This is a genomic window from Rhodococcus artemisiae, from assembly GCF_036327795.1.
Taxonomy (GTDB): domain Bacteria; phylum Actinomycetota; class Actinomycetes; order Mycobacteriales; family Mycobacteriaceae; genus Rhodococcus; species Rhodococcus artemisiae.
This window is the reverse complement of the sequence record NZ_JAUTXY010000001.1, coordinates 83,782-96,835: the sequence shown is the minus strand read 5'-3', so window position 1 is coordinate 96,835 and position 13,054 is coordinate 83,782. Positions and strand designations below refer to the sequence as shown.

The 13,054-nt window shown below is 66.5% G+C and carries 9 protein-coding genes; 7 read left to right on the top strand and 2 right to left on the bottom strand.

The annotated features are described in order from the left end of the window. Position 1 precedes the first annotated feature (1 nt). Positions 2-985, top strand: coding sequence for an alpha/beta hydrolase (locus Q7514_RS00475; protein ID WP_330131320.1), 984 nt, complete (start codon positions 2-4; stop codon positions 983-985). A 209-nt stretch (positions 986-1,194) separates the two neighbouring features. Next, positions 1,195-3,810, top strand: a complete 2,616-nt coding sequence (rph, locus tag Q7514_RS00470; protein ID WP_330131319.1) for a rifamycin-inactivating phosphotransferase — start codon at positions 1,195-1,197, stop codon at positions 3,808-3,810. Positions 3,811-3,885: 75 nt separating this feature from the next. Here the strand turns inward: rph and Q7514_RS00465 are convergent, their stop codons facing one another. Next, on the bottom strand, positions 3,886-4,260 hold the full coding sequence (locus Q7514_RS00465; protein ID WP_330131318.1) for a winged helix-turn-helix transcriptional regulator: 375 nt from the start codon (positions 4,258-4,260) through the stop codon (positions 3,886-3,888). 144 nt (positions 4,261-4,404) lie between these two features. Here Q7514_RS00465 and Q7514_RS00460 point away from each other — a divergent pair, with 144 nt between their 5' ends. The 5 genes from Q7514_RS00460 (at position 4,405) to Q7514_RS00440 (ending at position 12,248) form a co-directional block, all read left to right on the top strand. Further along, positions 4,405-5,253 carry an SDR family oxidoreductase gene (locus Q7514_RS00460; protein ID WP_330131317.1) on the top strand — a complete coding sequence of 283 codons (849 nt, stop codon included), beginning with the start codon at positions 4,405-4,407 and terminating at the stop codon, positions 5,251-5,253. A 70-nt stretch (positions 5,254-5,323) separates the two neighbouring features. Next, a complete protein-coding gene (locus tag Q7514_RS00455) occupies positions 5,324-5,776 on the top strand; it encodes an NUDIX domain-containing protein (RefSeq protein ID WP_330131316.1) in 453 nt (150 codons plus the stop codon). Positions 5,777-5,854: 78 nt separating this feature from the next. After that, complete coding sequence (gene pepN, locus Q7514_RS00450; protein ID WP_330131315.1) at positions 5,855-8,350, top strand: aminopeptidase N; 2,496 nt, start codon at positions 5,855-5,857, stop codon at positions 8,348-8,350. A 6-nt stretch (positions 8,351-8,356) separates the two neighbouring features. Further along, the gene (locus Q7514_RS00445; RefSeq protein WP_330131314.1) at positions 8,357-9,526 is read left to right on the top strand and encodes a site-specific integrase; all 1,170 of its coding nucleotides are present in this window, start codon (positions 8,357-8,359) and stop codon (positions 9,524-9,526) included. 340 nt (positions 9,527-9,866) lie between these two features. Beyond that, a complete protein-coding gene (locus tag Q7514_RS00440) occupies positions 9,867-12,248 on the top strand; it encodes a phosphoketolase family protein (RefSeq protein ID WP_330131313.1) in 2,382 nt (793 codons plus the stop codon). Positions 12,249-12,258: 10 nt separating this feature from the next. Here Q7514_RS00440 and Q7514_RS00435 read toward each other — a convergent pair whose 3' ends face one another. Beyond that, a complete protein-coding gene (locus Q7514_RS00435) occupies positions 12,259-13,038 on the bottom strand; it encodes an HAD family hydrolase (RefSeq protein WP_330131312.1) in 780 nt (259 codons plus the stop codon). Positions 13,039-13,054 lie beyond the last annotated feature (16 nt).

Below are 13,054 nucleotides of genomic sequence, written 5' to 3'. Positions count from 1 at the left end.
AGTGGGCACGACGCAGAGCGGGGATCCGACCGTCGAGCGCGGTTGCACCGTCGAATACTGGAGGAACACGTTGCCGAGTGTGCCGAGTCGTCTGTTGCCCGCAGTGATCAAGGCGATGCGCCGAAATCGCAACTACCTCGATCCGGCCACCGCACGCGCCCATCTGAAGGAAGTGTCGCTCCGTCCGCGCACCTACGGGCCGCCGGCCCGCTTGCGCCGTGACGTGACCGTGACGCTCGACCGGAGTGGACAGTGGCCGATCTACACGATCGTCCCCGCCGCGGGCGAGCCGCACGGCAATACCGTCTACGTCCACGGTGGGGGATGGGTAAACGAAATCGTTTCGCAGCATTGGCATCTCGCGTCGCAGATTGCAGCGGAAGCGCAGACGACCGTCACCGTGCCGATCTACCCGCTGGTGCCGTTCGGTACCGCCGGTGAGGTTGTTCCCGCGATCGCCGAACTCGTCCGGGCCAACCATGATCTGTACGGCACCGTGCGCATGGCCGGCGACTCCGCGGGCGGGCAGATCGCGCTCTCGGCCGCGATCGCCCTGCGCGACGAGCACGCGCTGTTGCTGCCACGTACGGTGCTCATCTCGGGGGCTCTCGATCTGTCTCTGTCCAACCCCGAGATCGACCTCGTCCAACCCACCGATCCGTGGCTCGCCCGGGAGGGCACCCGCGTGTTCATCGACCACTGGCGCCGCGACCTCGCCCTCGACCACCCGTGGGTCAGCCCCCTCGCCGCCGATCTACACGGCCTCGGACCACTCACCGTGTTCATCGGCACCCGCGATATCATCTATCCCGATACCGGCCTGCTCGTCGAGAAGGCGATGGCGGCAGGCGTCGACGTCGACTATCACGAAGGAGACGGGCTTCTGCACGTCTACCCGCTCACTCCCACACCGGAAGGACGAGCTGCCCGCGGCGTCATCGTCGACCGACTGCGAGCACCACGATCCGTGCGCCCCGGACAATAGGTGCCGGTAATGACTGCAGGTGTATCGGAATATCGGACGCCAACCGTCGGATCGAGCACCAACTGTTGAGGATTGTCCAGATCGGACCGACTGCCTGAGAATTCCCCGTCCCCCTTTCACGTTATACACGATCGGTGCCGCTCATGAGACCCCGATAATTGGTCCATACTCGCCTCTCACATGCCGACACCACAGGTGAGGAGCAGCGAATGGGTTACGTGCTGGACTTCGACGAGATCGACCGTACCGATATTGCACAGGTCGGAGGTAAAGGCGCGAACCTCGGCGAATTGGCACGTCTCGCCGGCGCACAGGTTCCGGAAGGCTTCTGCGTGACGACGGATGCCTTTCGTCGGGTCTTCGCCGAAGCACCCCGGGTAGAGGCGCTGATCGACCGGCTCTCGGGGCTGGACGAGAACGACCGCGAGCAGATCATAATCTCGAGCGCCGAGATTCGTCGCGCGATCGAAGAGTGCACGATCCCCGACGAAGTAGCGGCGGCGATCGTCGGCGCGCACGCTGGCCTCGGCGAACGCGGCGCGTATGCCGTGCGCTCGAGCGCGACCGCCGAGGACCTGCCGAACGCCTCGTTCGCCGGTCAGCAGGACACCTACCTCAACGTCATCGGTGCACAGGAGATCCTCCGGCACGTCAGCCGGTGCTGGGCGTCGTTGTTCACCGACCGCTCCGTCACCTACCGGCTACGCAACGGTTTCGATCACCGCACGATCCACATGGCGGTCGTCGTGCAGCGCATGGCGTTTCCGCAGGCCTCCGGGATCCTGTTCACCGCCGACCCCGTCACCTCCGATCGCACCGTGGTCTCCATCGACGCCGGATTCGGATTCGGTGAGGCCTTGGTCTCCGGACTCGTCAACGCAGACGTCTACACAGTGCGCGACGGGGACGTCACGAACAGGGCCGTGGCGAGAAAAGAGCTCGCGGTCGAGGCCGATCCGGCAGGCGGAACGAAAATCTGCACCCTCGAACCGGAGCAGCAGACCCGGCCGGTGCTGACCGATGCGCAGGCAGTGTGCCTCGCGCAACTCGGCCGCGACATCGAAGCCCACTTCGGACGCCCCCAGGACATCGAATGGTGTCTTTCCGACGACGAGTTCCTGGTCGTCCAGAGCCGGCCCATCACCACCCTGTTCCCGATCCCTGAAGCCGCCGACGACGCCAACCGCGTGTACGTCTCGGTCGGCCACCAGCAGATGATGACCGACGCCATGAAACCGCTCGGGTTGTCCGTATGGCAGATGACGAGCACAGCACCCATGCGCGACGCGGGAGGCCGGCTGTTCGTCGACGTCACCGAGAGATTGGCATCGCCCAGGGCGAGCGCAGGCCTGGTGGCGGCGCTCGGCAGCTCCGAACCACTTGTCGGCGACGCACTGCGCACCCTCGTCGAGCGCGGCTTCGTCCGGACCCACCCGGATGCACTCTCCGACGGGACACCGGCTCCCGCTGCCCCACCCGCGTCGATCGAGACCGACGACACGCTCGTCATCGAACTGATCGCAGACAGTGAAGCCTCCACCTCGGCGTTGGCCCGCGACATCCGAACCCGAACCGGGCTCGCTCTCCTCGACTTCATCGACGCAGACATCCAGGAACTGCGCCGGATCCTGTTCGCGCCGAGGAGTTACCAGGCGATCATGGCCTCCTTGGACGGCGCGACCTGGCTCCGCGACCACCTCGACGAATGGCTGGGGGAAGGACACGCCATCGACGCCCTCACCCAATCCGTCCCCCACAACATCACCTCCGAAATGGGCCTCGAGTTACTCGACGTGGCCGACGTGATCCGGCCGCGTCCCGAAGTCGTCGCATTCCTTCACCGTGTCGAGGACACCGGAATCGACGATGCGCACTTCTTCGATGCACTCGCCGCGGTCCCCGGCGGACGAGAGGCCCGCGACGCCATCGACTCGTACCTCGACAAGTACGGGATGCGCTGCGTCGGCGAGATCGACATCACCAGGCCTCGCTGGCGCGAACACCCCACCGCGCTCGTCCCGACCATTCTCGCCAACGTCGCCAACTTCGAACCGGGCGCCGCCCGCCGACGTTTCGACGACGGTCTGCGCGCGGCGCAGCAGAAGGAACACGAGGTACTCGAGCGGCTCCGCGCTCTGCCGGATGGGGCCCGCAAGGCGGGCGAGATCAAAGCGATGATCGACCGCGTCCGCACCTTCGCGGGCTATCGCGAATATCCGAAGTACGGAATGGTCTCTCGCTACTTCGTCTACAAGCAGGCGCTACTCGGCGAAGCCGAACGCCTCGTCCAGGTCGGGGTGCTTCGACGAGCAGACGACATCTTCTATCTGCGCTTCGACGAACTCCGTGAGGTCGTGCGCACACAACACGCCTCCGCCGAACTCCTCCGTGAACGGGAAGAGGAGTTCCGTGCGTTCCGAACGCTCACACCGCCGCGCGTGCTCACCTCGGACGGTGAGATCGTCACCGGCGTGTACCGCCGCGAGGATCTTCCCACCGGTGCGTTACCCGGCCTGGCGGTGTCCACAGGGGTCGTCGAAGGACGCGCCCGCGTGGTCTCCGACATCGGGCAGGCCGACCTGGAAACGGGCGACATCCTGGTGACCGCCTACACCGATCCGAGCTGGACGCCGCTGTTCGTCACGATCGCGGGTCTGGTCACCGAGGTGGGTGGACTGATGACACACGGTGCGGTGATCGCGAGGGAGTACGGACTACCTGCGGTGGTCGCGGTGCCGGGCGCCACCGTCTCGATCCGTGACGGGCAGCGGATCCGCGTCGATGGAACGGACGGGTACGTCGAGATTCTCTCCGAGCGGATGTGACAAGGCGGATGTGACGTGCACCCGCACGCCTCCGCCGTACGGGGCGTGAGGTGCTGTCGGCCGGCGTGTGCACGCTCAGTGGGTGCGATCGTGCTCGATCTGCGCCGCGAGGATCTCGGGCACGCTCTCTTCCACGAGGAACAGGAGTGTGAGCAGCGGAGTGGCGATCCGGTGTCCCAGCTCTGTGAGCGAGTACTCGACGTGCGGGGGGATGGTCGTGAGGACCTCTCGGTGTACGAGGCCGTCGCGCTCGAGGGTCTGCAGGGTCTGAGAGAGCATCCGCTCACTGATGCCGTCGACATGGCGGCGCAGTTCGGAGAAGCGGTGGGTCGCCTCGGACAGTGCTGCGAGCACCAGGGCACCCCAGCGTCCGGTGATGTTCTGAAGCACGGGCCGGGATGCGCAGTCGCGCGCGAAGACATTGGCTTCGGGGAGGTCGGCGGTGCTCATGGCTGTCCATTTTACCTCGCGAACCTCGGGGAAGCGCTAATGAAAACATTGCACTATAGAAAAGTAAGCGTATAAATAGTGCTGGAAGTTGAAGCTCGAGAGTGTGCGCGCCTCTGCGCGCGGACCCGACATGAGGAGACACACATGACCATCGCCGTCACCGGAGCTACCGGACACCTCGGCCGTCTGACCATTGCCGCACTGCAGGAACGTGGCGTCGACCCCGGCACCATCGTTGCGGTCGTCCGTGACACCGCCAAGGCCACTGACCTCGCAGCCGCCGGTATCCAGGTTCGCGCCGCCGACTACGCCGATCCCACTGCACTCCGCGAGGCCCTCACCGGCGTCGACAAGCTGCTCCTCATCTCCGGTAGCGAGGTCGGCCAGCGACTGCCACAACACACCAACCTCATCGAAGCAGCCAAGGCAGCCGGAGTCCGATCCATCGCCTACACCTCGATCCTCGCCGCCGACACCAGCCCTCTGGCGCTCGCCGCCGAGCACAAGGCCACCGAAGAACTGCTCGCCGAGTCCGGAATCACCCACACACTGCTGCGCAACGGCTGGTACTGGGAGAACTACGAATCGGCGGTCGACACCGCCAAGGCCACCGGCGCACTGTTCGGCGCAGCCGGCACCGGACGCGTCGCCGGAGCCGCCCGCAAGGACTTCGCCGACGCAGCCGCCGCAGTCCTGACCACCGACGGCCACGACGGCGTCACCTACGAACTCGCCGGCGACCAGCACCTCACCTACACCGACATCGCCGACGCGCTCTCCCGCGTCCTCGGCACCGAGGTCGCCTACAAAAACCTACCGCAGGCGGAATACGCCACCATGCTCGAAGGAGCCGGAGTGCCGGCGCAGTTCGCGCAGATCCTGGCCGACTCCGATGCCGGAATCGCCGCAGGCGTCCTCGACACCGACCGCGACGACCTGCGCCGCCTCACCGGCCGCCCCTCGACCCCACTCGCGGACGTCCTCGGCGCCTGACACGCGCAAGGCCTCCGGAACACAGGGCCCCTGGAACACAAGGCGGAGCCGGCACCTCGATACTGAGCCGATGCCGACACCTCGCAGACGCGTCGCCGCCTACGTGATCCGCCACCGCGCAGGACCAGAGCTGCTCGTATTCGACCACCTCGATATCCCCGACGCGGGCACCCAGATCCCCGCCGGAGGCATCCGAGCCGACGAAGACCCGCACACAGCCGTGCTCCGTGAGGTCACCGAAGAAACCGGCCTCGACCTCTGCCCGGTGATCGGGGCGGTCGGTATCGATCACCGACCGCACCCGATCACCGGGCAACCCCGGCACACCCACGTCCTTCACCTCCACGCCCCCGAGGACGACCACGACTCCTGGATCCACACCGTCCGCGGCACCGACACCGACGCGGGACTACAGTTCGCGTGCCGTTTCGTGTCGTTACCACTATCCGGCTCGCTTGCCGACGAGCAGGATCTGTTCCTCGGTCGCCTCGATCCCGACTGGACGACCCTGACCCGCCGATAACCGCCATCGCACCCGCAGACACACGCACACCGACCCGAGCCGACCAGAAACCAGCGCGGGGATGGCAGGATCGAATCCGTGAGTTCCGCCAACCTGTCCCGAGCCGAAACCTCCGCGCGCGCCCGCGCTCTCGACGTGCACTCGTACCACGTCGAACTCGACCTGCGCGGCGCCGTCGACCCGGATCGCACCGGCTTCCCCACGGTGACCACCGTCGAGTTCACCGCGTCCACACCGGAGACCTGGCTCGATTTCCTCGGCGACTCGGTCGAATCCGTGACTGTCAACGGTGACCTGATCCCCGTCGTCTACGACGGCGCACGGATCACCGTCAGCGGCCTCCGCGAGATCAACGTCGTCACCATCGTCGCCACCGGCCGCTACAGCCGATCGGGGGAGGGCCTGCACCGCTTCCTCGACCCCGTCGACGGCGAAACCTACCTCTACACCCAATACGAACCGGCCGACGCGCGCCGCGTCTTCGCGTGCTTCGAACAACCCGACCTCAAGGGCGCGCACACGTTCGTCGTCACCGCACCCGCACACTGGCAGGTCATCTCCAACCAAGCCGTCGACCACCGCCAGCGGGGCGGCGACAACCAGACCGTGACGTTCGCCCCGACCCTGCCGATCTCCACCTACATCACCGCCATCGTCGCCGGGCCTTACCATCGCATCGACTCGTCATGGAGCACGGGAGAGCTCACAGTGCCGCTGCGGTTGCTGTGCCGCGCCTCGCTCTCCGAACACCTCGACGCCGACGAGATCCTCCAGGTCACCAGCGAAGGCCTCGACTTCTACGCCGAACACTTCGACTACCCGTACCCGTTCGGCAAATACGACCAGGTGTTCGTCCCCGAATACAACCTCGGAGCCATGGAGAACCCCGGCTGTGTCACCTTCACCGAGGCCTATGTCTTCCGCGGCGCCGCCACCGAAGCCCAGTACCAGGCCCGTGCCAATACGATCCTGCACGAGATGGCACACATGTGGTTCGGCGACCTCGTCACCATGAAGTGGTGGGACGACTTGTGGCTCAAAGAATCCTTTGCTGACTACATGGGTTCTCTCGTGAGCGCCGAAGCCACGAAATACACCGATGCCTGGGTCGCCTTCGCCAACCGCCGCAAAGCCTGGGCGTACCTGCAGGATCAGCTCCCCACCACCCACCCGATCGTCGCCGACATCGTCGACCTCGAAGCCGCCAAACTCAACTTCGACGGCATCACCTATGCCAAAGGTGCCAGCGTCCTCAAACAACTCGTCGCGTACGTCGGCCGTGACGCGTTCTTCGAAGGCGCCCGCCGCTACTTCCGCGCGCACGCCTACGGCAACACCACGCTCGACGACCTGCTCAGCGAACTGTCCACCACCTCCGGCCGCGACCTCACCGAATGGGCGCGCGCGTGGCTGCAGACCACCGGTGTCTCCACATTGACCATCGAACCGGCCGGTGACGGCCGGTACGACATCGTGCAGACCGAACCGCGACCCCACCGGCTCGCCGTCGGCTGCTACGACCACGACTCCGCCGGCGACCTCATCCGCGCCCACCGCGCCGAGATCGACATCGACGACGCCCACACCGCCATCGACCTACCCGAGGCACCCCTGATCCTGCTCAACGACGACGACCTCACCTACGCCAAGATCCGCCTCGACGAACGCTCCCTCAACACCGTCGAATCCTCACTCGACCGCGTCCGCGATCCCCTCGCCCGCGGCCTTATCTGGTCGGCACTGTGGAACGCAACCCGCGACGGCGAACTCACCGCCACCCGCTACATCGCCATGGCGAGGCGCTTCTCGACCGACGAACCGAACCTCTCGCTGCTCACCGCGGTCCTCGCCAACGCGCCCGCCGCCATCGAGCACTACCTTCCTGCCGCCGCCCGCCCCGACGCGCGCGCGGCGTGGCTCGACGCAATGTGGCACGGACTCGGCAGCGCCGAACCCGGCAGCGGCACCCAACTCGCGTTCGCCCGCGCAGTCGGCGCTGCCGCCGCCATGGACGCTCACCGCGCCGCCGACCTCCGAGCGATCCTCGACGGCGCCACACCCGCACCGACCGGGCTCGCACTCGACGCAGATCTGCGATGGGCCTGGTGGACGGCACTGACCGCCACCGGATACGCCGACAAGCCCGACCTCGACGACGAACTGCGTCGCGACGACACCGCCACCGGCCGAACCGCCCACCTGCGGGCGATGACAGCTCGCCCCCGCGCAGAGGTCAAAGCCCACGCCTGGGCGGCGATCTGCGCCGACCACGCTCTGACCAACGACCACCTCGACGCGACCATCGGTGGCTTCCGTGCCGGTGCGCGCCGCGACCTCACCGGCCCCTACGACAGCGACTACTTCGCAATCCTGCGAGACACCTGGTCCGAACGCAGCATCGAGATCGCCCGCCGCATCGTCCTCGGACTGTTTCCCGCCACGGACACCCTCGACCAGGTCGACGCGTGGCTCGCCGCGAACGCCGACGCCCCCGGTGCACTGCGCCGCCTCGTCGTCGAACAACGCGACCACCTCGCCCGCGACCTGCGCGTCCAACACGCCAACGAGGCCTGACCGACGATGAGCACCGAACACGGTCCCGACGTCGTCACCCCGGCAGACCTCGCCCAGCACACCCCGCAACCTCCGGACACGATCACCGACGCAATGCGCCGGTTGCGGGACAAGGCCGCATCCGACAACACCCGTGCGGCGCAGCTGAACGATTGGGACACCTACACCCGCTGGTGCCACAGCACCGGACACTCCCCGCTCCCTGCGACACCCGACCAGATCTCCTGGTTCGTCACCGAGAAATCGGTCGAAGTGCGAGCCGACGGCCGCTATGCCTACGCACCGTCGACGCTGTCCCGGTGGATCTCGACCATCAACAAGATGCACTCCCTGGCCGGATACCCGAAACCCGGGCAGCACGAATCGGTCCGCGAACTCCTCCGGGGAATCCGCCGCGACCGTGCCACCCCACCCGCCCGACGCACCCCGCTGCTCACCGACGACATCCGCACTATCCTCACCCACATGCGGACCGACGCCGCGACCGCAGGCTGGGCCGAACGTGCCGCCGAACGCCGCGACGCCGCCCTACTACTCATGGGACTCGCCGGGGCGTTGCGCCGCTCCGAACTGACCTCGCTCACGGTCGCCGACGTCGTCCCACACCGTGCCGACGGCCTCTATGTCACCGTGCGCCAGTCCAAAACCGACCGCACTGCGCGCGGCCGCACCGTCACCCTCCCACACGGCCACGACCCACACACCTGCCCCGTGTGCGCGTATCGTCGCTGGCGTGAAGTCCTCGATACCTGGGACGACGGAGGCAGACCCGCCGTTGCGGCGCTACTCGAGCACGGCGATGAAGGTCCGATGCAACATTGCTGCCGGGGCCTCGCCGCAGGGACGACATCCACCGGGACGAAACCCACAGGCAACCGTGCACTGTTCCGCCCGGTGCACCGCACCGGGTCACTCGGCGCCGGAGCGCTGTCCGGGCAATCTGTGCATTCGATGATCCAACGCCGCGCCCGCCGCGCCGGATTCAGCGACGAACTCGTCGCAACCCTCGGAGGACACAGCCTGCGCGCGGGGTTCGTCACCCAGGCCGTCCGCGGCGGAGCCACCACCCAGACGATCATGACCCAGACCGGGCACGCCGACGAACGCATGGTCGCGCTCTACAGCCGTCAGCACGCCGGCCTGGTCGCGAACGCCGTGACCCGCCTCGGGCTCTGAGCATTCTCGCCGTCTGGAGGCAGGCCGGGGTCAGCTCACCTGCAACGTCTGCACCTGAGGCCAGATCTCGCTCCACGACTCGGTGCGGCCCGACAGCAACCACACTCCGGTGTCGACCTCGTCGCTCACCGGACCTCGTAGCTGCGCCACCTCGGCGACGACCTCGTGTCTACGGCCACGCCGCGCAGGCCCGGCCGGCCTCCTGACGGGCGACCCACCGCTGAATCCGAGATCGACGAGTGAGACGCCTGTGCGGTGGGTACCGTTCGTGCAGAGGGTACGCGAATGAGCCGGCTGTGCAGCACAACATCACGGTCGGTTGTCGTCGATGAGGAGCCTGATGCAGACCCCTGACACTGAACCCACCACCCTGACCGATGGGGACGTCCACGATCTCGACGCATGGTGGCGGGCCGCCAACTACCTGTCCGTCGGGCAGATCTATCTCATGGGCAACCCGCTGCTACGCGAACCACTACGAGCCGAGCACATCAAACCGCGCCTTCTCGGACACTGGGGCACCACCCCGGGGCTGAACTTCATCTACGCGCACCTCAACCGCGCGATCCTCGCCCGCGACCTCGACATGATCTACATCATGGGGCCCGGCCACGGCGGGCCCGGGCCGGTCGCCGCAGCCTGGCTCGAAGGAACATACAGCGAGATCTACCCCGACATCTCCCAGGACGAATCGGGCATGCGTCGCCTGTTCACCCAGTTCTCGTTCCCCGGGGGCATACCCAGTCACGTGGCCCCGGAGACCCCCGGATCCATCCACGAGGGAGGCGAACTCGGGTACTCGCTGTCCCATGCGTACGGCGCCGCATTCGACAACCCCGATCTCGTCGTCGCAGCGGTCATCGGAGACGGCGAAGCCGAAACCGGCCCACTCGCCGCGAGCTGGCATTCCAACAAATTCGTCGATCCACGCCGCGACGGAGCCGTACTTCCCATCCTGCACCTCAACGGATACAAAATCGCCGGTCCCACGCTTCTCGACCGCATCGGCGACGACGAACTCGAATCGCTCCTTCGCGGATACGGACACGAACCGATCGTCGTTTCGGGTAAGGATCCCGACTACATGCACCGGCACTTCGCCGGGGCGCTGGACCGCTGTCTCGACCGCATCACCGACATCCAGCAGCAAGCCCGCCTGTCCGGCAGCAGCGATCGACCGTCGTGGCCGATGATCGTGCTGCGCTCCCCGAAAGGCTGGACCGGACCGGTGGAGGTCGACGGGCTCCCGATCGAAGGCACGTGGCGGGCACATCAAGTGCCGTTCGCGCAGGCTCGCGATGACGACGAGCATCGCGATATCCTCGAACACTGGCTGCGCAGCTACCGCCCGGACGAGCTGTTCGATGGCAACGGAACACCCGTGCCGGACCTGCGCACGCTGAACCCGGCCGGACCTCGACGCATGAGCGCCAATCCACACGCCAACGGCGGTCCCGCAATCCGGGATCTCGCACTACCCGATTTCCGCGACCACGCTGTGGCCGTCGAGGTCCACGGACACGACGTCGCCGAATCCACAAGAATCCTCGGCACCTTCCTCCGCGACGTCATGCGCGACAACCCGAAAACCTTCCGCATGGTCGCCCCCGACGAGCACAACTCCAACCGGCTGGACGACGTCCTCGACGCAACTGATCGCACCTGGAACGCCGAGATCCTACCGACCGACGATCACCTCGCACCGGACGGCCGGGTCATGGAGATTCTGTCCGAACACAGCTGCCAGGGATGGCTCGAGGGATACCTGCTGACCGGACGACACGGATTGTTCTCCTGTTACGAGGCGTTCGTGCACATCGTCGACTCGATGGTGAACCAGCACGCCAAATGGCTTCGCACCACCAACCGGATCGACTGGCGTCGCCCCATTCCGTCCCTCAACTACCTACTCACCTCACATGTGTGGCGTCAGGACCACAACGGATTCTCCCATCAGGACCCCGGATTCATCGATCACGTCGTCAACAAGAAATCCGACGTGATTCGCGTCTACCTACCACCCGACGCCAACACCCTCCTCTCGGTCACCGACCATTGCCTGCGCACCCGCCAGTACATCAACGTCATCGTCGCAGGGAAACAACCTCAGCCGCAGTATCTTTCCATCGACGACGCCATCGTCCACTGCACCAAAGGGATCGGGATCTGGGAATGGGCCGGCACCGACCGCGACGCAGAACCCGACGTGGTACTCGCCTGCGCAGGCGACGTCCCCACCATGGAAACCCTCGCCGCAGTGGAGATGCTCCACGAATGGTTCCCCGACCTGCTGATCCGGGTGGTCAACGTCGTGGACCTGATGCGCCTCCAGGACGACCGAGAACACCCGCACGGACTACCCGACGCCGACTTCGACGCTCTGTTCACCACCGACACTCCCGTCGTGTTCGCGTACCACGGATACCCGTGGCTCATCCACCGGCTCACCTACCGCCGTCACAACCACGACAACATCCACGTGCGCGGATACATCGAAGAGGGCACCACGACAACCCCGTTCGACATGTGTGTGCTCAACAGGATCGACCGATTCGATCTGGCGTTGGACGTCATCGACCGCGTCGAACGCCTCCTCCCGGTGGCCGCCTACGCGCGCGAACATCTGAAGAACACGCTGATCAGGCACCGGCAGTACATCCGGAAGCACGGCGAGGACATGCCCGAGATCGCCGACTGGCGCTGGCGCGGACTCGACCGCTGAACCCTCCGAGTCAGCGTGCGCGCCGTGCCAGCCGTCCGTCGACGAACGCGTCACGATCCACATCATCGAGCGAGGTCACGACAAGATCCGCACCCGCATGTGCCAACTCATGCTCGTCGCCGGCGCGCGCCACACCGAGCGCGACCATCGCGCCCGCCTTGGCGGCCTGCACACCACTGACCGCGTCCTCGACCACCACACACCGCTCCGCGGTCACGCGGAGCTGGGCGGCCGCAGTGAGAAAGATTTCCGGATCAGGCTTGCCCTCGGCGAAATCGCGACCCGACAGGTCCGCGTCGAACACGTCGAGCAAAGTTGTGTCGCCACCTCCGTAATCCCCGAGCCGGATCGCCTGCAGGAATCGGTGTGCATTCTTCGAGGACGACGCCGCCGCGACGGGAATACCCGCGCCCCGCACCGCCATCACCAATCGCACCCCGTCGGCATACGCGTCGAACCGGCCCTCCTCGATCAACCGGAGCAGCATCGCCTGCTTACGCTCCGCGTACTCGCTCACACGCCGCTGCGCGTCGGGGACTTCGAAGTATTCGAGGCAGGCCAGCGCACCCGCATGCCGAGGCTTCCCGGACAGCACCTCGCGGTAGACCCGGGAGGTGAATGCGCCCGGCGACCAGGCGGAGCGCTCGGCCGCATGCCGCCACGGGCCCGTCATGAGCTCGGCCAGCGACTCCCGCCAGGCCACCTCGTGGGGTGAGTCGACGAGCACCCCGTCGACGTCGAAGATCACACCCGCGAACCCCGTTGCGGGCGAACTCTCCTCGCGCGTCATGGCGATCCCCGCTCGA

Excerpts from the sequence above, each read along its gene's own strand:
- rph (WP_330131319.1), top strand. The coding sequence starts at position 1,195 with ATGGGTTACGTGCTGGACTTCGACGAGATCGACCGTACCGATATTGCA.
- Q7514_RS00465 (WP_330131318.1), bottom strand. The coding sequence starts at position 4,260 with ATGAGCACCGCCGACCTCCCCGAAGCCAATGTCTTCGCGCGCGACTGC.
- Q7514_RS00460 (WP_330131317.1), top strand. The coding sequence starts at position 4,405 with ATGACCATCGCCGTCACCGGAGCTACCGGACACCTCGGCCGTCTGACC.
- Q7514_RS00455 (WP_330131316.1), top strand. The coding sequence starts at position 5,324 with ATGCCGACACCTCGCAGACGCGTCGCCGCCTACGTGATCCGCCACCGC.
- Q7514_RS00445 (WP_330131314.1), top strand. The coding sequence starts at position 8,357 with ATGAGCACCGAACACGGTCCCGACGTCGTCACCCCGGCAGACCTCGCC.
- Q7514_RS00440 (WP_330131313.1), top strand. The coding sequence starts at position 9,867 with ATGCAGACCCCTGACACTGAACCCACCACCCTGACCGATGGGGACGTC.
- Q7514_RS00435 (WP_330131312.1), bottom strand. The coding sequence starts at position 13,038 with ATGACGCGCGAGGAGAGTTCGCCCGCAACGGGGTTCGCGGGTGTGATC.